The organism is Paenibacillus sp. XP01 (assembly GCF_057364885.1).
In genome coordinates this window covers 565476-585435 of record NZ_CP139481.1, presented here as the reverse complement: position 1 = coordinate 585435, position 19960 = coordinate 565476, and the positions used below count along the sequence as shown (strand labels likewise).

Below are 19960 nucleotides of genomic sequence, written 5' to 3'. Positions count from 1 at the left end.
CCTTTCACGGCATCTTTATTCATAACGAATTCGCGGATCAATCAGGCCGTAGACCAGATCAACGATCAGATTGATGCAACAGAACAGGATCGCACTGACGAGTGTAAAAGCTTGAATCGGCGCGTAATCCGCAGCCAGAATCGAGTCTGTGACGTAACCGCCTAGCCCGGGCCAGGAAAAAATCGTTTCTGTAATGACCGCTCCGCCCATCAATCCGCCAAATTGAAGGCCAAGCACCGTCAACGTCGGAATCAGGGCATTGATCAAGGAGTGCCTGCCCACGACGGAAGCCTCGCTGAGCCCCTTTGCTCTCGCAGTCCGTACGTAATCCTGCCCGACGACTTCCAGCATGCTTGAACGGGTCATGCGGGCCACGATGGCCATCGTGCCCGTGCTCAGGCAAATCGCCGGAAGCAACAAATGGGCCAAACTGCTTTTCAATGCAACGATGTCACCACTGAGCAGGCTATCCAGTACGTACATCCCGGTAATATGGGTCGGCGGATTCAGGTCGCCGCTGATGCGGCCCATCGGTGCAGGTGCCCAACCGAGAATCGAGTAGAAAATGTAGATGAACAGCAGACCCAGCCAAAAAATCGGTACACAAGCACCAATCAACGAAAATACTCTGGAAATGTGATCGATGAAGGATTCCTTTTTCGTAGCCGCTATAATGCCCACCGGAATGGCGACGCAAATGGCGATCACGATGCTGGCCAGCGTCAGCTCAATCGTTGCCGGGAAGCGCGAGGCGAAATCGCTCGCTACCGTATGGCCCGTGTGATAGGCGAAGCCCAGATCGCCCTGAAGCAGCTGCCATACATACGTAAAAAACTGTACGAATAACGGTTGGTCCAGCCCCATGTCTTGCCGAATCCGGTTAATGACGTCATCGGTCGCTTGTTCCCCGGCCATCACGAGCGCGGGGTCCCCGGGCAGCACCCTGGACAGAATAAACGTAATGACTACGATGCCCAGCAGTGCCGGGATCATCTGCAGCAACCTTCGGACCGTATAAGCTAACAATCGATCAACCCCTTTACCTCTGTTGTCCTCACTTTGCTGTCATGTTGTGTCGAGCAGACAATGTCATGTCAAGATTCCCGCCATTATCGTCTCTTCTTTAGTAATTGTGCTTATTTTACATAGATTCAGAGGGTTGAACTACGTCCAATTCAGCTAAAAAAATGCACAACCGTTTGTCGGCTGTGCACTAATATCATCGCTTTATGTCACATTTAATAACACCAATGAATCTAATGACCATCTTGCACCCTTTTCACAGGCAGCCTCGTTCTACATATACATTTTCCATATCATCCAGTTACAGGTTGTTCACAGTTCCTCCTGTCCTTGCCGGAGATAGTGGTATACGAGACACAGGTGGCACACGAATTGCTCACGAGGGTGATTCAGGTCAAATCCGACAATGTCCCTGATGCGTTCCAACCGATATTTGACCGAATTCCGATGGATGTAGAGCCTGCTTGCCGTCTCCATCAGACTGCCGCGACTCTCCAAATAGTAGAACAAGGTGCGGAGCATGTCGCCGCCATGTTCCTCATCATATTGACGCAACTTGCCCAACTTTCGCTCGAATAACGCCTCATAACCGGGGGCCGATGCCGTCGTTTCGCCAAGCAGATGATACGCCTCGACGTCTTCAAACCGCGTTGTAGTGGACGTGCATAGTTTCTCCGAGACCCTTAATGCATTTCGTGCTTCGCCATAACTTTGATGCATGTTCCATAGATACACCCTGCTCCCGATCCCTGCCCGGAAAGTCCCGAGCCGGTGGGAAGTGTCTTCCATCCAGCTTGTAATCGTCTCGCTCCAGGTCGCATCTCCCTCTTCATCGCGCCCATGCTGCATATACTCAGGCGTCGGCAGAAACAACACGGCACGGTTCGAGCGAAACTCGATATGCGGCGCAACACCCCGTCGCCGCGCTTCGCGATCCAACAGGGTGGCCAATAACTCCTCGTCCGGTTCCGCTTCTCCTTCGATGACAGCCACTTCCCAGATATGCCCGGGATTCATACCCAACTTGCGCCCTCTCGTTTCCGCTTCATGCCTCGACAGCATAGGCGGAGTCATCAGCTCGTCGATAAAATTACCCCTGAGACGCAGTTCGGTGTCTTCGGCAACCTTATTCCGCATCAACTCCAGAGACAGGACAAGCCTCGCCTGTTCGATCACCACTTGCTCCATGTCATCCAGCGCCTGCTTGTCCACCAGCAACCGAGCAACTCGGCGCCGATCCACGTTAATTTCCCAAGCAAGCAGCGATTCGTCCGATTTCTGCCAATCATGATCCGGAGGAGATGATACGATCGTCCGCCCGGCATTGTCCAACACCTCAACAGGGGCCTGCAGCAGGTCAGCAATATTGTCACCAACCGCTTGAATGCCGCTGTTCTCCAGCACCATTGTGGTCAGCGTCCGGTATACTTCTTCCGAGCGCCGGAGCAGCGCCGCTTGCCGATCGAGAACCAGCTCCATCACAGGTTGAGTAATGTCCATATAGGGAATTTCCGGCGGAATTTCGATGATGGGCAAACCACACGCATTGCTTGCCTCTATGGCCTCTGCCGGGATTTCTTTAAGAAATCGGGCCGGTTTGATGGCTAGCGCTGCGGCACCTGCCTCGTTCATCGTATGAACCAATTCGCCCAAGATAGCTGGATCATGCCGGATGGAATATGCCGTCGTCAGCAACAGAACACCCTCTCTCAGCCATCCCTTTAAATCAGGCACCTCCATAATGTCCACAAACCTTACAACCCGATCCAATCCTTGACTGCCGCTGATGATTTTTGCTTTCCCCAGAATCGATATGTGGAGTAATTCCCGCAAAGTAACCCCTGTTGTTCTCAAGTCAATCGCCCCCTGATCCGGAATGGACACCTTTTGATGTTAACTTTTATTACTTATACCTCAAATTTTCATGTAAGTGTACCAGACTCATGATGCAAACAAAAAGGGAATATATGTTATATGAAATATAAGAACACAGTTTCAATGAAAATCATAATGATTTTCACGTTGTTATACGCATTATCAAACATTGAAAATAATTTTTCCCGTGCGACACTTTTACTCGGAATAATAATAGGCCATCTCACTTTAGAGCATTAAAAAACAGCGTTGACGGACGAGGATCAGTCCCCGTAGGTCAACGCTGTCTCATAACCAAATCAGCCTAGATCTATATTTGTTCCATTGTGGATATCTCCATCCAAACCTCTTCATGTCTGTACCGATGCATCCGAACACGATGCGGAAACTGCCGCCCCCAGCGACAGAATCGGATCAAGCACCCTGATGCCCAATTCCTGTTCAGCAATCGAGGCAAAGCCCATGGTGGCGAACCCTGTGCATGCCAGTACGATCGAATCAGCCCCGCGTTCGCGCAGGCGCATTCCTGCATCAAGAGCTGCACGCTTTCCCGAAGGCGTATTCAGATCCACGGTAGTCACGACGCCTTCCGGGCGATCCATGCCAATGTATGCATCTCCCAAAATAGAACGGATACGTGTTGGTACTTCTTCCAGAATGGTCAGAACACCAACCCGGTTGGAAGACGTTAATGCAAGATGTGCAGCGCAGGACCCTGCACCATACACAGGAATACGAACCACTTTCCTAGTCTCGGCAAGTGCCGGGTCAGCCGCGCAACTAATGCCAATAGCCGAACACCCCAGCCTTTCGAGCTCGATCGCCAGACTGAGGATCTTGGGAACAGACTCAGCTTCGGTTTCCTCATCATACACGCCAAGAGACTGCTCCGGAATACAGCGGCTAAGCACAGGAAGGCCATATTTCGCTTCGATCAAAGACCCATGTTTGTGAATATCTTCATCATTTTGCAGCGTAATTACTCGAATGATACCCAGCATTCACATATTCCTCCCCAATTTGTGCATAACTTGTGGATATAGTAGCGGTATCTTGTTTATAAACCTATACCAGCCTGTGTATAACTGTGGATATCCTGTGTATATATTGTGTACTTGTTTGTAAAGCTGACGTAAATCGCGATTGCTGTCAACATCCCTGGACATGTTGTGGATATCCCTGGATTTGCTGGATCGAATTGATGCGCCAACTTGCACCAGCACCAGCACGAGCCTAAGACTGCAACTCCCCTTGACGCATAATTAGGACATCATCAATATATACATCAGGCTTCTGCACAACGGCATCAATATGAACGCCGGCAGCTACGGTTCCACCAAACGTATTGTTGCTGCCAAATGCAATATGAATGGTGCCATATACTTTTTCGTCCTCCAGCACAACACCGGTAATTCTCGCTTTATTGTTGGTTCCAATTCCGAATTCACCAAGATAACGGCCGTCGCCATCTCCCAAAACGGAAAGCAGCTTTTCGCCGTTCTCGCCTGTTGCCGCGATCAAGCGTCCTCCCTCGATGGTCAACTCAATCGGTTCAGGTAATGCTCCGATACCCGCGATCGAACCGTCCACAATGATCCGTCCCTCTCCCTGGCCTTCAACCGGCGCGATGTAAGCTTCGCCCGAAGGTAAATTGCCCGATTCTCCAGGATTCAGGTACATCCCTGTGCTCGGCACGCCATTCCGACCATGAATCGAGAACGACAAGGATCTGCCCTCCTTTTCGATCCGGACTTCTTTGCCCGCTGTCAGCATGTCCGTTACCCTTTCAGTCAGCGCTTTGACCTGGGTATATTCCGCCGTAATCGCCCCGTTCAGGAACATGTCTTCCGTCATACCTGGCATGGTTGCAACCCGCGTGCCGGCAGCCGCCGCATTTTTGCGTGCCTGAGTGTGCGTTACCGAATGGCGCGTTACACACACGGCCACATCGGCACGCGCCATCGCCTCGGCGATCGGTGCCGGAGGTTCCTCGCCGGATCTGCTGCGCTCCTTCATAACCAGGAGCATCGCTTCTGCTCCGAGTTCCTTGCCTGCTTCATAGATGGATTCCGCAAGCTCCCGCTTTGCGTCATCAGCCACAACGGCCAGCGTCTCTCCGGGACGGAGTCCCAGGCACTGGACCAGTACATTTTTACTCACTTCGATCTGTTGTTGATTCATTGTATTGCCTCCTCCTATGTCAAACTACCGGCTCAGACGGTCTCCGAGACGAGTTTGCCCATTAGAGCATTCGACAAAATGACCGGGATTCCTGCGGCTGCCTTACTTACCCATTCACGATGGCGTTCGTCATATCCCATGCAGTCAAGCAAGATCAGTTCCACTCTCCCCTTCAGCGTTTCCACAGCTTGGCGAAATTCCGCTTCGCCCGACGTGTACGGCGAAGCGGCAGCAAAGGCAGGTTGAACAAGGGTGGAAAACTTCAAATCCAGCTGTCCCGCCTGTTCGGGCAGCGGGCCAATCAATCCCAGCCTGCGGCCATCTGCCAGCGCCTGCACCGCTGGGGGAATGATCCGGTCCGGCTCGATCAGATGGGAGCGGTTGGCGTGCAACCCAGGGAAGGAGCCTGTGCACAGCAACAGGATTGTTCGAATGCCGAGCGTCTCCAGTTCGCGTATTTTTCCATCGAGAAGCGGCCGGATTTTCTCTCTAGCCACCACGGCAGCGCTGCCGTCCTTTAACCGGGACGTCAGCACGTAATCCCCGGGTTCAGGGGCGAGCTCGGCAATTTGCTTCGCGGTCAGACCGTCCAGCACGCCGCATTGCACGAGCTCCGTTCTGCCTTCCAAATATTTTTCGATCAAGGGCGCGACGTCCGTCCGCGGAGCTTGGCCAATAGTGATCATGCCCAATTGCTTCATGTCATCAACTCCTTCGAAAACAATTCACCCGTCTCCCAAATTCGCAGACCGGACAATTCATGTTATCAAACGGCCGGAGTGGTCTGCGCACCTGCGGTTTGAAGCACTCTCATCGACCCGTACAATCCGAGGATACGATCATATTCCGACTCGTTATAAAACGAACAAATACCAGCAGTAAACTCCTTGGCCGTTTCAACTGCAAAACGTACGGCGCTGGCAATATCCACCTCATGGCTCGCACCGGTTCCACAACCCGGCACAGCCGACTGGGCTGTTACAGCCACGCCCACAACCGGAGCATGAGTAGCTACTGCCGGCTGCAAAATGGAGTTGATATGGTACAGATCATTGCCATAAGGCGTAATGTCCTGCATCGTCACCGGGAATGTCACGGGAAGTTGTCCTGTTGTCATTTCCATAATGCGCAGCAAGTCCTCGCTGACGCGCAAAATGTACCCTTCTTTCACCGTCGGCGAAATGGCGATGCCTTTGTGGTTGATAACGCGGTTGCCCTTCGTTGTGTCGATGGACAGGATCGCTTCCATTTCCGGCAAAACCTCGTGTTCGTTCATTTGCAAGATATCCACAGGGGAATCCATGAAATCAACCGGCTCATGCGGCAATGTCGGGGCATCCGGGCAAATGTGCGTCGTGACGATCACGTCGCCTTTCAGCGTATCTCCCTTCGTTTGCATATCCGCCAGCTTTAATGCCGCTGCAATAGCAGCTACTGCTCCGTCGGCGTCGGAAACAAGACCGATGCGGCTTGGGCGCGCACCGATTCCGCCGAGACGGCCCACAATGCCCATCGTCGGAGCTTGTCCGCCAGATCGTTTACCTTCGCTACCAGGTACAACCACTTTCACAAAGTCGGTGCTGCCCTTTTCTCCCTGCACCGTCATAACGTCGACCGTTACGCGTGGATAAGCGCCAAACAGCTGTTTCACCGACTCCCCGTTAACGTAAGCGCTGTCGAGCGCTTCAAGTGCCAACAATGTTTTTTGAAGTGGCATCGCTACACATCCTCTCTAAGCTGTTATATCTTGTGATCAAGTCTAACGCAGCCGAGAAGCCGGTCACAATGTGCCGCTTTGCCAAAATGATCGTTGGTTTATTGTGCGATAAGAATAAAAAAACAAAAATATAGCGCTTAACCTAAATTAGTTCTACCCTATTGTGTCACAAATACTCACACTTGGTTCAATGGCGACACGTTTCAATTCATCGACGCCCATCCTGCCATTCCACCAGTAAGGTAGCCGTTTTAGCTGCATGAAATACGGGAAACTGATGACCGTGAGGAACATCGGCACGTTGTACATCGGTATGAATGCCTGAAGGCGGCTCGTATCCAGTATCCTCTAATCCCCAGACAAGTAACGTTGTGTACGCCTTCTCCGCCGTGATCGCCACTTCACGATCAGGCCTTGAAATCCATTGCAGCAAGTCCGCATTCGCTCCCGCAATCCGCGGAGATTTCAGCCCTGCCGCGGCTCTTGCGGCATAACTTTCAAGCACAGCCTGTTCCGCATCTGCCGAATTCGTCCGCTGCAACTGACGAATCATGCGCTGCGCGCTCATCCTGGAAAGTTCACGATGTAACATTCTGCGCGGCAATCTAGATGCAAAACGCTGAAGCTTGTCCTTCGGGGCTCCCCAGACCGGCTGCAGCAAGGCCAGGCCGATATCCATGCGCCCGCTCTCCCGCATTGCTTCTGCGGCGATGGCCGCACCAACCGAATGGCCGACCAGCGTCATCGGCCCGTTTACTTCGGCTAGCACGCGGTGGAGAGCCGCCACCTGCCTGCTGAACGCATTGCTTGTTTCCGACGATTGCCTTCGTCTCGCAGATCGGCCGAACCCTGCCAGATCGATCAGCCACACCGGGTTTCCCGTTCGGCTCCACATCTCCTGCCCCAACGGCAGCATATCATCTGCATCGCTCATCAAGCCATGAACGATAATCCACGGGTCCCCTTCCCCCTCATGAGACAACACCGCCAATTCCCCTTTCCGCGTTCGCGTCCAGCCTGTGGGCAGGTTTGTTTCTTTCGAGGGATAGCTTATCCGATAATCCAAATCAGCCACGACATCGGGAAGCATTGCCGAAATATCAGGCATTGCTCGGCCCATGCATGCAAAAAGCCGTTCCGTCTGCTCAACCTCGAACTCACGCGTCGTGATGAACGCTAGAGATTCCGGTGGTATGCCGCTAATTCGACTTCCGCCCGCTTTCATCAGAACGTGGATGAACGGCAGCGGGACGACTCCGCGAGGGGTGGACACGTCCAGTTCAGACGCTAACATGCCGATCAGATCTTTCATGTCCGGGCCGACCTCCTTACGCGACAACAATGGAAATGTTCCTCCCGTCGGATCCGACTCGCCAGCAAGAAAGACAATCGCTGCAGCCACTACATCATTGGATACCAGCGGCAGCCAATGATGCGAACCTCCAGGGACAACGGGCATTTTCCGGTTTCTCGTCGCTTGGACGAGCAGGCCGAATCCCCCGAGCTGCTCTGTGATTCCTGTCGGAAAAGGCCCCACGACCGTGCTCGGGTTGACCACCGATAGAGGATAGGAACATCGCTTCGCATGCTCGCGAATGTAGCGGTCCGCTTCAAATTTCATATGCTCGTAGGCACTCTCGGTGTGAAGCATGGTATTGAGCCATCTTTTCCATTTCCCCGGATTGTCCGCTGCCCGCTTCTTTCGATTAGTCGGTAACGACGAATTATCGTCATCTCCGTAGGGACTCATGTAACCTACAACATGAATAAAATGCCGCAGTCCCCGCGCCTTATGAATATCCTCCGCCAGCACCGCGATCTCCTTGGCCCCGTTCATGAAAATACGTTCAGCCTCCTTCCGTTCCAAGGTAACGTCCATCGTGCCGCCCGAATGAATGATGACGTCGGCTTCCATAACCCGCTTCCTGTCTTCGCCATTAAGCCCAAGACCCGGCCGGGACAGGTCGCCTTCAACGAATCGGATTCTCTCGTCCACTCCGATCCCGTGATTCCGCATCGCTTTTCTTGCTCTCGATTCGGAACGAACCAACAGTAACAGATTCGCCGTGCCGTTCATGAACTGTTTTACCACTTCTTTGCCGATGAATCCCGTGCTGCCTGTCATGAAAATGGTTGTATTACCCGCACTTTCCTTATCTATATTTGCAGTAATCATTATTGTACCTCCATCAATGCATAGTGTTAATTAGTACTAGACAGTACTAATCATGTGTAAAAAAAAGTGCTTCGATTACCGAAGCATTTGGCAAAATGTGCGCGCAGACCGTTCCAGGATGGAAACGTCCCGCGAAGTTTCCGCCAGCACAAGCGAGCCCTCCAGTGCAGTAACGAACAAGGAAGCCGCAGATTGCGGATCGATATTGGCCCGGAACTCCCCCTGCTCAATTCCTTGTCGCAACAGCTTTTCCACCAACGGCTGAAGCTCGCGCAAAAAACGCGATATCGTCTCTTTCACTTCCGGCGCGTCCGGCGGCGTCTGCATATACAGCGTGACGAACGGACAACCCCATGCGTAATCCCGCTGCTCCATGCCGGAGGAAAGGGATGCAATAAACATAGTTACGCGTTCCTCCACGGAACGCTCACGTTGGCTGAGCAGCAAGTACACGTCCGTTTCGTAACGCGCAATCCAAAATTGCACGACGGCGAGCAGCAGTTCCTCCTTGTTTTTGAAATGATAATAAATGTTGGACTTCGATACGCCGCTGGCCTTTACGACTTCATCCATGCTGACATAGCTGTATCCCTGGCTCAGAAACAGTTGTGAGGCCACCTCGATGGCCTTCGCCCGATTGTTCGGGTTGGAGCCGGTCCCTTTTTTCGACCGAGTGGTTGTGTGATCATTTTTCATATTTAGAACTATACAGTACTATAAATAGAAAATCAACCGGGATATGACTCCCGGCTGATTCAAATGGACGTTTCATGACGTATCACAAGTTACTTTTTAAGGCTGTCCCAGTTCTGCTGCAGTGCTTCGAGCAAGGCGTTTTTATCCGATTTGCCCGCAACGTAGGCCTGAATCGTGCTTCCGAATTCCTGCGGCACGCCTTCAGGGAAGCGGTTGAAGTTCCAGCTCAGCGTTTTGTTTTCCTGGCTGTACTTCATGATCTCGGCTGCCAGATCGCCCAGCTCCTCTTCGGACGCCTGGATGGAGCTGAAGGCCGGGATGAATTTGAATTCCTCCGTCATATATTTTTTACCGACATCCGACGTAACGAGCCATTCCAGAAACTCTTTCGCTTCCGCCTTCACTTGGGAGTTCTTGTTCACAACCCAGAAGTTTGGCACGCCGACGAACAGTTTATCATTCGGTTCATTGGTGATCGGCATCGGCAGGATGCCAAGGTTCAGGTCGGGATTGATGCCGTCAATCTGCACCTGCGTCCAGTTCCCTTGCTGCATCATCGCCGCTTCACCGGTTGCGAACAAGGTTACTTGAGTATTGTAGTCGGTAGTCAGCGGGTTTTTGTTGCTGTATTTGAGCGTAAGATCGAGCATGTTCATCCAATCGGCAAACACCTGGTTGCCCGGGATTTTCTCGGTGCCGTCGTTCAGACCTTGAATGAATTTAACCGGATCGGTTTGATTGGCAAAAGCCACATTGACGTTATGGTTGCCCAGCACCCACCACTCCTGATATCCGTTAGAGAACGGCGTAATGCCTGCATCCTGCAGCTTCTGTGCAGCTTGCTCCAGCGCTTCCAGCGTCGTTGGAATCTCAGTGATGCCTGCTTTCGCGAACAGGTCCTTGTTATAAATGAAACCATACCCTTCCAATGCCAGCGGCTGGCCATACAGCTTGCCGTCTTTGGTCATCGGCTCCTTGGCTACCTCAAGCGCATCCTTGGCCCAAGACTCGCCGGACAAGTCCTCCAGATATTCAAGCCACGTATCCAGCTCACGATAACCGCCCACGTTGAAAATGTCGGGTTGTTCGCCAGCCGCAAACTTCGCCTTCAGTGCCGCGCCGTAATCGCTGCCGCCGCCGACGGTTTGAATGTCCAGCTTGATGCCTGGATGGGAAGCTTCGTATTCCGCTTTGAGACGGTTGAGCGCTTCCGCAATTTCGACCTTGTATTGAAAGATTTTGATGACCTTGTCCCCTGGCGCAGCAGGCGTTTCTCCGCTGCCCGGATTGCTAGTAGGGCTTCCGCTTTTGTCGCCATTGCCGCAACCGGCGAGTACCACCGCAAAAGCAACCATCATGAGCAGCGCTAACTTCGTCATTTTTTTCATGAGCATTCTCTCCCTTGAATGATTTTGGACGGGTAGCTTCTTTCCGTGCGAGTCGAACGCGGAGGGAGCTGGATGCACTGGAGAAGCGCAGCGGTCGCCTTTGATACCCGGTGGCTTCCTTGCCCTACTCATTCAGGCCACCGGGGAGCAACAGCGATTGGAAGTGCAGCTGCTCCCGGAGCGACCGCACTCGCACCTACCTTGATCTGTTTTTTCCGGGACCGCGCTCCTTCTCCTCACAGCACGGTCCCTCTTTGCTTCTTTCCGTGCGAGTCGAAAGCGGAGGGAGCTGAATGCACTGGAGAAGCGCAGCGGTCGCCTTTGATACCCGGTGGCTTCCTTGCCCTACTCGTTCAGGCCACCGGGGAGCAACAGCGATCGGAAGTGCAACTGCTCCCGGAGCGACCGCACTCGCACCTACCTTGATTGTTTTTTCCGGGACCGTGCTCCTTCTCTCACAGCACGGTCCCTCTTTGCTTCTTTCCGTGCGAGTCGAAAGCGGAGGGAGCTGAATGCACTGGAGAAGCGCAGCGGTCGCCTTTGATGCCCGGTGGCTTCCTTGCCCTACTCATTCAGGCCACCGGGGAGCAACAGCGATCGGAAGTGCAACTGCTCCCGGAGCGACCACACTCGCACCCACCTTGATCTGTTTTTTCCGGGACCGTGCTCCTTCTCCTCACAGCACGGTCCCTCTTTGCTTCTTTCCGTGCGAGTCGAAAGCGGAGGGAGCTGGATGCACTGGAGAAGCGCAGCGGTCGCCTTTGATACCCGGTGGCTTCCTTGCCCTACTCGTTCAAGCCACCGGGGAGCAACAGCGATCGGAAGTGCAACTGCTCCCGGAGCGACCACACTCGCACTCCTACACCTACCCTTTAACTGATCCCGCCGTGATCCCCTGAATAATGTATTTTTGCATTAACAAAAAGAATATGATAATCGGCATAATGCCGAGCACCAGCGCAGGCAGTGCCAAATCCCACTGTTTCGTGTACTGGCCGAACAGCGCAAAGGTCGCAATCGGTATCGTGCGCAGATTGGAGCTTTGCAGGATCAGGGACGGCAGCAGGTAGTCGTTCCAGATCCAAAGCGTGTTCAAGATGATGACCGTAACGTACATCGGCTTCATGAGCGGAAACACGATGCGGAAGAACACGCCGTATACGGAGCTTCCGTCCACTCGTGCAGCCTCTTCAATCTCGACCGGCACGGATTTGACGAATCCGTGGAACAGGAATATCGACATAGGGGCCCCAAAACCGAGATAACAAATGATCAGCCCGGGGAGACTGTCGATCAGACCCAGATTGCTGGTTACCGTCACCAGCGGAATCATGATAGACTGGAACGGAATCACCATTGCGGCGATGAACAGGCCGAACAAGATCCGGTTGAACCGGGTGTTGCTGCGAACCATCCGATAAGCCGCCATCGAGCTGATGAGCACCAGCAGCAGGTTGCTGACGATCGTAACGATCAGCGAATTGACCAGCGCGGAAGGAAAGTTTATTTTTTCCCATGCGTTCGAATAGTTCGCCCACTGGAACGACTCGGGCCATGCGGCCGAATTGGTGAGCAGGTCGCCAAACGTTTTGACCGAATTGACGAACAGGAAGTAGAACGGGACCAGGAACAGCAGCCCGACCAGTACCATGATCACCTCGATAAGCAGCGTCCCGAACCGATAATTTTTGCTTGTTTCCATTATGCCTCCACCTCCTTGCTCTTGGTCAGCCGTACCTGAATGATCGTAATGATGGCCACGATGACAAAGAACACAAATGCTTTGGCCGTCCCGATCCCGTATCGGTTGTTCACGAAGGCCTCATTGTAGATGTTGAGCGCCACCGACTCGGTTGAGCCAAACGGTCCGCCTTTCGTGAGCGACAGGTTGAGATCGAACATTTTGAACGACCAGGAGATGGCCAAAAACAGACAGATGGTCACGCCCGGCATGATGAGCGGTACGATGATGCTGCGCAATATCTGCCAGCGGCTTGCTCCGTCGATTTCGGCAGCCTCCAGCAGATCCGGGGAGACGTTGGTCAAGGAAGAAATGTAGATCACCATCAGATAACCTGCAGTCTGCCATACAAACACAATGACGATTCCCCAGAAGGCCGTCGCCTCGTCCCCCAGCCAGGGGAGATTAAAGAAGGACCAGCCGGTCAGGTCGCCTATTGTTGAAAACCCTTTCACAAATATGAATTGCCAGATGAAGCCGAGCAGCAATCCGCCGATGACGTTGGGCATGAAAAAAATCGTGCGCAGCATGTTTCTCGACTTCAGCGGTTTGGTCAGGAAATACGCCAGGAAAAATCCGATGATGTTGGTCAGCACCACGCCAACCACCGTAAAGCGCACCGTAAACCAGAATGCGGTCTGGAACTTGGGATCGTTTGCAAAAATATGCAGGAAGTTGTCGAGCCCAATCCAGTTGATCGTCGCGGACACGCCATTCCAGTCGGTAAAAGAATACACCATGCCGAGCAGGAAAGGAATGACGATAATGAGAATAAAAAAGACGATGGAGGGACCCACAAACACAAGCTGCTGCAACAGCTGTGATGACCCGCGATGCTTCATGTCGTTCTCCCCCTTCTATGGTTGGATGGATTCGGTCTCTTTTTCTATTAAACCCCAATGCTGCCGCAGGAAACACCGACCCTTGTGAACAGTTGGGTGTAAAATATTGTCCTCTCCCATACCTAAGCCGGAAGGGTGTTTCGATGTCCAAATACTACAGCATTCGCATCAAACTGATTGCCTTTATGCTCATTGCTACAACGCTGCCGCTGCTGGCGTCTACGTACATGACCTTTACCCAGACGAAAACGGCCTTGCGCGAACAGGCGACGCAAGAGAACATCCGCCTGATTTATCAGGCGTCCACCAATCTAAACAACGTGCTCGACAACGTGGCGAAGGCTTCACTGGCCGTGTACAACGATCCGAAATTTTTGCGCAACCTGATCAAAATTCCGGGGGACTACCGTGCCGTAGCCGAAATCTACACGACGCTGCAAACGATTCGCACTTCCGTTCCGGACGTGTTTCAACTATATCTGCACTCTTATGCCGCCAATCAGTCGACCTTGATTACCGATCCATTTCCAAAAAGAGAGGAACGGGAGCAGGCTTATGCCGGCTTCCCGCATGACGATGTCGCACAGGGACAAACCGACATTTGGTTTGAGCCTGCACACGTCAGCCATTCCTATGGCTTCAAGGCTTCCGCCGCAGGTGGTGCCCCTCGAACGGTCGTGACTCTGCGCCGGATCATTATGGACATCCCTTCGACGGAACAGCTCGGGGTGCTCGCCATCGACCTCAACATGGATACGATCGCAGCCATCTGCAACCGGCTTTACGACCCAGCCAAAGAACAGATCTACGTGGTAGACGGGCAGAACCGCATCATTTATCAAGGCACGTCGAGCATCGAAGGTACGGAAGCTCTGAGCGCTAAGGCGACGGAACAGTTGGATCTTGTACGAGCAGGCTCGGGACAAGCCTTTCCCGCATCCGGACATTTTGAGCAAGAACGTTCCATGTATGTCTATCAGCAGCTTGGCAGCCGCTTCGCCGATTGGACCATCGTCAAACAGATTCCGAATGAAACGTTGTATGCCCAAGCCACCTCGCTGACCTGGAATAATGCGCTCATTGCCATTGCGGCGCTGCTGCTCGTCATCGTGGCCACGTTGTTTATTTCCATCCGCATCACAGGGCCGCTCAAACAATTGATGCGGTACATGAATCAAATCCAGGCCGGTCGCCTTCATGTCAACATCCAACTGAAAAGCCGGGATGAATTCGGCGTGCTGGCCCGCCACTTCCGGGATATGATGGATACGGTGAACAACCTGATTTTGCGGGAATACCGGTTGGAGATCGCCAATAAAACCAATCAGCTCAAAGCATTGCAGGCCCAGATTCATCCGCACTTTCTGTACAACACCCTGCAGTCCATCGGCACGCTTGCACTGCAGCAGCAGGGAGAGCGGGTATATACGCTGCTCTCTTCCCTGTCCAAAATGCTTCGTTACAGCATGCGGGAACAAGCGCTTGTCACCTTGCAGGAGGAAGCGGAGCATGCCCGGTTATATTTGCAATTGCAGCAGGAGCGTTTCGGCGAACGTCTGGAGGTGCACCTGCGCTTTGCCGGGGACACGTTGGAGACCAGACTCCCCAGAATGACGCTGCAGCCCATCATTGAAAACTGCTTCAAGCACGGGGCAGACGTACAGCCTGGTCAAGCAGTAATCCGCGTGTCCAGCCGCCGCACTAACGAGCAACAGGTCGAGATCGAAGTGGAGAACAATGGGCCGCACATATCCGAACAACGGTTGAAGGAAATTCAAGGGTGGATGCAACAGCATGAACAGAATGCGGAAACCGCAGGCACCGCGGCGGATGATTCCGAATCCATCGGTCTGCGTAATGTCATCCGCAGGCTTCAATTGCACTCGCCGCCCGAATCCCCAGCCAGTCTGTCGGTCAGTAATCGCGAGGAAGGCGGCGTCACCATTACCATTAAACTATACGCAGGAGAGTGGACACCATGAAAGCACTGATCGTCGATGACGAAAAACACGTTCGCGACGCCATCCGTCTGCTTGGTCATTGGGCTGAGCTCGGGGTCGAAACATTGCTGGAAGCTGCAGACGGAAATGAAGCCGTGGCGGTCATCACCGCCGAATCTCCGGAACTTATTCTCAGCGACATGCGCATGCCGGGGAAAGACGGCATGGCATTGCTGGAGTGGATTTCGACTCACGCTCCGCATAGTAAAGTGGTGGTCATCAGCGGTTATGACGACTTTGAGCTGGTTCGGCACGCCATCCGTTACGGCGGCATGGATTATTTGCTTAAACCCGTCGAAGCGGACGAACTGAACGCTTCCCTGGGCAAAGCCATCCGAGCTTGGAGCGAGGCGGAGGCCGCGCGCAGGCAATCCGCCACACAATCCATCGTTGTGAACCGGATGCGCCCGCATTATCAGGACAGGCTGCTGACTGCTCTCGTCGCCGGTCGGACGAATGGCGCGTCCCGGCTGCAGCAGCTTCGGGACGAGTTGAGCTTTCCTGATGCGCTGCCCTGTTGCAGCGTAGCCGTGACAAGCCTGTCCCATCTCGATGCAGGTATACTGGCCAAATACCGGAGCCAGCCTGAACTGCTCACCTTCTCGGTCATCAATATCGCGGCCGAGTCGTTCAACAACCCGGACAAAGGCGTCGCATTCCGGCATTTGGAGCAGCCTGATGAAGTCGTGCTGCTCTATTGGGGAGACAGCGCCGGTCTGCAGTCCCTTCTGGAGAAAGTCAACCAAGGTATGGACCAGACGCTCCAACGCCATTTGCATTTTGGCATCTCTTCTTGCGACGCGTATCCCGGAGGGATATCGGCGGCTTACCAGGAGGCTCGGCTTCGCTTGTGGCGAAGAAATATACGCCAATCCGCAGGATGCCTTCACCTTTCTCCCCCTGTCCAGTCCGGAAACAAACCAAAGCGCCTGTCATCGATGGAGGAAACGTGGCGCGTCGCAGCCATGAGCGGCAATGCGGCGAGCATATCGGCAGCCGTTGCCGAGTGGATCGAACCCATCTCTCAGCTTGAGGTCATTACGGGCGAACAACTGCAGCAGTGGATGGACGAATTCGAGTGGATGATCGGCCGTTGGCTGGACGACCAGGAAGACCTGCCTACGGCGATGGATCTGGATACCATCGAAGAGCAGGCTTTTCCTTTTGCGGAACTGCCCCTGGACCGGGCCGGCCGATTATCAATCCGCTTGTTCCAGTCCCAACTGGAGCACCGATTGCTGGCTGCAGGCAAGGCGCTGATCGCGCCGCATCCTGCAAACTCCGACCCGATGAGCGACATCGCGCGTTATACGGAAGCCCATTATAAGGAAGATCTTTCCCTGCAGCAGATTGCAGCGAAATTTTATCTGAGCCGCGAATACATTTCGCGCAAGTTCAAGCAGCAATTCGGGCTCAATTGGTCCGAATACCTTGGAAGACAGCGGATGAACAACGCCAAGCTGCTGCTGCAGAACCCTTCCCTGCGGCTTGCCCAAATTGCGGAGATGGTAGGGTATCAGGATGAAAAGTACTTTAGCAAGGTCTTTAAAAAAATGGAGGGCATGACGCCTGGGGAATACCGGAAAATGTCATCCGGGGTGAATTAGAAGCGGAATGTTCTAAGCTCTAAGGAACCTGAGACGTCTTATTTGCCGAAAAGATGACCTTTTGAGGCGCTAACGAACCGTAGACACGCTATTTCAAGAAAGTGGTGTGTGCTGAGTCCATTCGGCCAGCAATAGCGTGTCTGAGGTTCGTTAGCCGAAATTAAAGGTCATATTCTGCCGAATAAGTTGTGCAATGTTCGTTGCGCATAGTACAGGGCCATGGGACGTCTTTTTCTCAAGTCAGTCGATCTCTCATGATCCACGCAGGGACCAACCTGATATAAACCAGTTCCGCAGCTAGCTCAACCATCGTTTGCGTCACGATGACCGCCGCCGCCATCGTCGCCCATTCCTGCGGCAGCGCCAGGGCCAGTGGCATAACTACCAGCGAATTACGCGTGGCCGAACTGAAGATCACGGCTCGTCCCGAACCGACGTCCAAGCGAAAAATTGCCGCGATGAACCGCGAAACGATTGGCATGACGACAGCAAAAGCCACATAGATTGGCACGACGCCAACGATGACCCCGATATCCTCGCGAACTTTGCCGATTTGGGAGGCTACCACCACAAGCAGGGCCAGCGCCATCAGCGGGACCGGCAGCCAGGCCGCTGCCTGAAGCACGGCCTCTCCTTTTTTCCTGCGTTTGCCCCACAGCTGCGTAAGAAGCGCCAACACCATCGGAATAACGATCAAAAACAGAAAGGCTTCGACAAACGGCCCCACTTCCATCACCCGGGCTGCCTCACTACCGACAAACAGCCATAAATACAGCGGCAGCAGCACCATCTGTGCAATAAAAAGCAATGGCGTTGCGGCAAGCACAAGTTTCTCGTTCCCTTTGCCTAACTGGGTGAACACGATGACATAGTCGATGCAAGGCGTCAACAGCACCAAAAGAACCCCGATCAGCACAGGAGACGATTGAGGGAACAATAGCGTAAGTCCCAGTACAACCACGGGCACCACGACGAAATTCGCCGTTAACAGCGCCCCCATGAAACGAAGGTTGGACCAGGCCTCCCTGACTTGCAAAAAAGGAATTTGCGCAAACATGCTGTATAACAGCACCGCGAGTACCGGGGATACGGCCATTCCAAGCGCAGCTCCCCCCTTTTCACTTCCCAGTCCGATGGCCGTCCCTGCCAGCAGCGCCGCAACGTAAAACCAGCTTTGGTATTTCTCCATCGTTTCACGTCTCATTCCATGCTCTCCCCGCTCTTCTCCATCCCCTGAGGGACATATTATGTTCCGCCTCCGCGTAACCTTGGACAGGACGCTGCAAACAAATCCGCATTTCGTTCCCTGCTCCCCTATCTGTCACAATTTTCAGATGCGCTTATTTAAACTTTTCCGGAATTGGGTATATTCAAGGTAGGATGACCCGCTGTTCATTCATCTGCTGCATACCAAGGAGGGAATGCCATGTCTCGTAATCTTCCATACAAATGGATCAATGCCATTAGCTTTGCCGCCATGGTTGTCGTGAACTATCTATCCAATGCCCTGCCGATCGGCGGCAGGACCAACAAACAAGTATCTGATATGTACCCCGTCTTGATCACCCCGGCCGGATATGCCTTTTCGATCTGGGCACTCATTTATTTGCTGCTTGCCGGGTTCGTGATCTATGGATTCCTGCCTTCTTCCCGGAAAAGGGATTCCATCCCCAGCCTGGGTTATTGGTTCCCCGTCAGCTGCGCTCTGAATATTGCTTGGATTTTTGCTTTTCAGAACCTGCAAATCGGGCTGTCTTTGCTGATCATGGTTATGCTGCTCCTGTCCCTGATTGCATTGTATTTACGAACACGCGCCATTACGATACCTACCACGGCCGAGATCTGGTTCATTAAACTGCCCTTCAGCATCTATCTGGGCTGGATAAGCGTGGCAACCATCATTAACGTCGCCGTGTTATTGCGCAAAATCGGTTGGGACGGCTTCGGGCTCAGCGATTCAACATGGGCAATCATCATGCTTGCCGTGGGCACGTTGCTCGCGGTGCTGGTAAGCTTCCCATACAGAGACGGATTCTATCCACTCGTTTTCACCTGGGCCTACATCGCGATCGCGATCAAACAAAAGGATGTCATTTCCGTCTATTATACGGCAATCGCGGCAGCGATTGTGCTGGCGATTTATGCGGTGTGGCTGTTCCTGGCCAGCAATCAGGACCGGGACTGACATTTTAATATAGGGGCAGATAAGAAACTAGCTTCATCATAACGATAGACATATAAAAAGCCGAGTCCGGTTATCCAACCAAACTCGGCTTTTATGGTTCTGGCCTGTCCAAGAACTATTTCAGGGCAATAACCTCGATCTCGACGAGTGCATCCTTCGGCAGACGGGCTACCTCCACCGCACTGCGTGCCGGATAAGGCTGTTCGAAGAAGCTGCTGTATACTTCGTTTACAGGCACGAAATCGTTCATGTCTTTCAGGAAAACCGTCGTTTTCACCACTTTATCCATGCTTGTGCCCGCCGCTTCCAGAATGGCTTTTACATTGCTCAAAGACAGGCGCGCTTGTTCCTGCACATCTGCTCCAAATTCTCCCGTTTGGGGATTGAGTCCCAATTGGCCGGAAGTGTAAACGAAGCCGCCGGCTTCGATCGCTTGGCTGTATGGTCCGATGGCGCCTGGCGCCTGCTCGGTAGAGATTGGTTTTTTCATGGACATGATCTCCTTTGCTTTCATCCTGTTTTGGTTGAT

General features: G+C 53.2%; 16 protein-coding genes. 3 read left to right on the top strand and 13 right to left on the bottom strand.

Features of this window, described 5'->3' with window-relative positions:
• Positions 1-15 precede the first annotated feature (15 nt).
• The 11 genes from SNR34_RS02765 to SNR34_RS02715 form a co-directional block, all read right to left on the bottom strand.
• Positions 16-1026 (bottom strand): ABC transporter permease, encoded by a 1011-nt coding sequence (locus tag SNR34_RS02765; RefSeq protein ID WP_236417527.1) that lies wholly within the window; start codon positions 1024-1026, stop codon positions 16-18.
• 309 nt (positions 1027-1335) lie between these two features.
• Positions 1336-2877: a PucR family transcriptional regulator gene (locus SNR34_RS02760; RefSeq protein WP_236417529.1), complete on the bottom strand. Its 1542-nt coding sequence runs from the start codon at positions 2875-2877 to the stop codon at positions 1336-1338.
• Between the two features lie 371 nt (positions 2878-3248).
• Positions 3249-3899 (bottom strand): aspartate/glutamate racemase family protein, encoded by a 651-nt coding sequence (locus SNR34_RS02755; RefSeq protein WP_343262493.1) that lies wholly within the window; start codon positions 3897-3899, stop codon positions 3249-3251.
• 232 nt (positions 3900-4131) lie between these two features.
• Complete coding sequence (locus SNR34_RS02750) at positions 4132-5079, bottom strand: aminopeptidase (protein WP_236417531.1); 948 nt, start codon at positions 5077-5079, stop codon at positions 4132-4134.
• Between the two features lie 32 nt (positions 5080-5111).
• Positions 5112-5780 (bottom strand): AroM family protein, encoded by a 669-nt coding sequence (locus SNR34_RS02745; RefSeq protein ID WP_486181071.1) that lies wholly within the window; start codon positions 5778-5780, stop codon positions 5112-5114.
• 65 nt (positions 5781-5845) lie between these two features.
• Complete coding sequence (locus tag SNR34_RS02740; RefSeq protein WP_339275857.1) at positions 5846-6796, bottom strand: DUF1177 domain-containing protein; 951 nt, start codon at positions 6794-6796, stop codon at positions 5846-5848.
• Between the two features lie 208 nt (positions 6797-7004).
• Complete coding sequence (locus tag SNR34_RS02735; RefSeq protein ID WP_486181070.1) at positions 7005-8972, bottom strand: alpha/beta fold hydrolase; 1968 nt, start codon at positions 8970-8972, stop codon at positions 7005-7007.
• A 75-nt stretch (positions 8973-9047) separates the two neighbouring features.
• The gene (locus SNR34_RS02730; RefSeq protein ID WP_486181069.1) at positions 9048-9668 is read right to left on the bottom strand and encodes a TetR/AcrR family transcriptional regulator; all 621 of its coding nucleotides are present in this window, start codon (positions 9666-9668) and stop codon (positions 9048-9050) included.
• An 89-nt stretch (positions 9669-9757) separates the two neighbouring features.
• Positions 9758-11056: an ABC transporter substrate-binding protein gene (locus tag SNR34_RS02725; RefSeq protein ID WP_486181068.1), complete on the bottom strand. Its 1299-nt coding sequence runs from the start codon at positions 11054-11056 to the stop codon at positions 9758-9760.
• An 865-nt stretch (positions 11057-11921) separates the two neighbouring features.
• Positions 11922-12758: a carbohydrate ABC transporter permease gene (locus SNR34_RS02720; RefSeq protein ID WP_486181067.1), complete on the bottom strand. Its 837-nt coding sequence runs from the start codon at positions 12756-12758 to the stop codon at positions 11922-11924.
• Positions 12758-13639, bottom strand: a complete 882-nt coding sequence (locus SNR34_RS02715; RefSeq protein ID WP_236417538.1) for a carbohydrate ABC transporter permease — start codon at positions 13637-13639, stop codon at positions 12758-12760. Before SNR34_RS02715 ends, SNR34_RS02720 begins: the two co-directional genes overlap by 1 nt.
• Positions 13640-13782: 143 nt before the next feature.
• On the opposite strand from SNR34_RS02715, the gene SNR34_RS02710 reads away from it, so the two are divergent.
• Positions 13783-15621: a cache domain-containing sensor histidine kinase gene (locus tag SNR34_RS02710; protein ID WP_343262502.1), complete on the top strand. Its 1839-nt coding sequence runs from the start codon at positions 13783-13785 to the stop codon at positions 15619-15621.
• Positions 15618-17246 (top strand): response regulator, encoded by a 1629-nt coding sequence (locus tag SNR34_RS02705; protein ID WP_486181066.1) that lies wholly within the window; start codon positions 15618-15620, stop codon positions 17244-17246. The genes SNR34_RS02710 and SNR34_RS02705 overlap by 4 nt, the downstream gene beginning before the upstream one ends.
• Before the next feature lie 235 nt (positions 17247-17481).
• On the opposite strand, the gene SNR34_RS02700 is transcribed toward SNR34_RS02705, so the two are convergent.
• Positions 17482-18450: an arsenic resistance protein gene (locus tag SNR34_RS02700; protein WP_486181065.1), complete on the bottom strand. Its 969-nt coding sequence runs from the start codon at positions 18448-18450 to the stop codon at positions 17482-17484.
• A 222-nt stretch (positions 18451-18672) separates the two neighbouring features.
• On the opposite strand from SNR34_RS02700, the gene SNR34_RS02695 reads away from it, so the two are divergent.
• A complete protein-coding gene (locus tag SNR34_RS02695) occupies positions 18673-19431 on the top strand; it encodes a tryptophan-rich sensory protein (RefSeq protein WP_236417542.1) in 759 nt (252 codons plus the stop codon).
• A 115-nt stretch (positions 19432-19546) separates the two neighbouring features.
• Here SNR34_RS02695 and SNR34_RS02690 read toward each other — a convergent pair whose 3' ends face one another.
• Positions 19547-19921 (bottom strand): RidA family protein, encoded by a 375-nt coding sequence (locus SNR34_RS02690; RefSeq protein WP_236417543.1) that lies wholly within the window; start codon positions 19919-19921, stop codon positions 19547-19549.
• Positions 19922-19960: the final 39 nt, after the last annotated feature.

Coding starts and splice junctions, on each gene's coding strand:
- SNR34_RS02755 (WP_343262493.1), bottom strand. CDS start 3,899: ATGCTGGGTATCATTCGAGTAATTACGCTGCAAAATGATGAAGATATT.
- SNR34_RS02750 (WP_236417531.1), bottom strand. CDS start 5,079: ATGAATCAACAACAGATCGAAGTGAGTAAAAATGTACTGGTCCAGTGC.
- SNR34_RS02745 (WP_486181071.1), bottom strand. CDS start 5,780: ATGAAGCAATTGGGCATGATCACTATTGGCCAAGCTCCGCGGACGGAC.
- SNR34_RS02740 (WP_339275857.1), bottom strand. CDS start 6,796: ATGCCACTTCAAAAAACATTGTTGGCACTTGAAGCGCTCGACAGCGCT.
- SNR34_RS02735 (WP_486181070.1), bottom strand. CDS start 8,972: ATGATTACTGCAAATATAGATAAGGAAAGTGCGGGTAATACAACCATT.
- SNR34_RS02730 (WP_486181069.1), bottom strand. CDS start 9,668: ATGAAAAATGATCACACAACCACTCGGTCGAAAAAAGGGACCGGCTCC.
- SNR34_RS02725 (WP_486181068.1), bottom strand. CDS start 11,056: ATGAAAAAAATGACGAAGTTAGCGCTGCTCATGATGGTTGCTTTTGCG.
- SNR34_RS02720 (WP_486181067.1), bottom strand. CDS start 12,758: ATGGAAACAAGCAAAAATTATCGGTTCGGGACGCTGCTTATCGAGGTG.
- SNR34_RS02715 (WP_236417538.1), bottom strand. CDS start 13,639: ATGAAGCATCGCGGGTCATCACAGCTGTTGCAGCAGCTTGTGTTTGTG.
- SNR34_RS02710 (WP_343262502.1), top strand. CDS start 13,783: ATGTCCAAATACTACAGCATTCGCATCAAACTGATTGCCTTTATGCTC.
- SNR34_RS02705 (WP_486181066.1), top strand. CDS start 15,618: ATGAAAGCACTGATCGTCGATGACGAAAAACACGTTCGCGACGCCATC.
- SNR34_RS02700 (WP_486181065.1), bottom strand. CDS start 18,450: ATGAGACGTGAAACGATGGAGAAATACCAAAGCTGGTTTTACGTTGCG.
- SNR34_RS02695 (WP_236417542.1), top strand. CDS start 18,673: ATGTCTCGTAATCTTCCATACAAATGGATCAATGCCATTAGCTTTGCC.
- SNR34_RS02690 (WP_236417543.1), bottom strand. CDS start 19,921: ATGAAAAAACCAATCTCTACCGAGCAGGCGCCAGGCGCCATCGGACCA.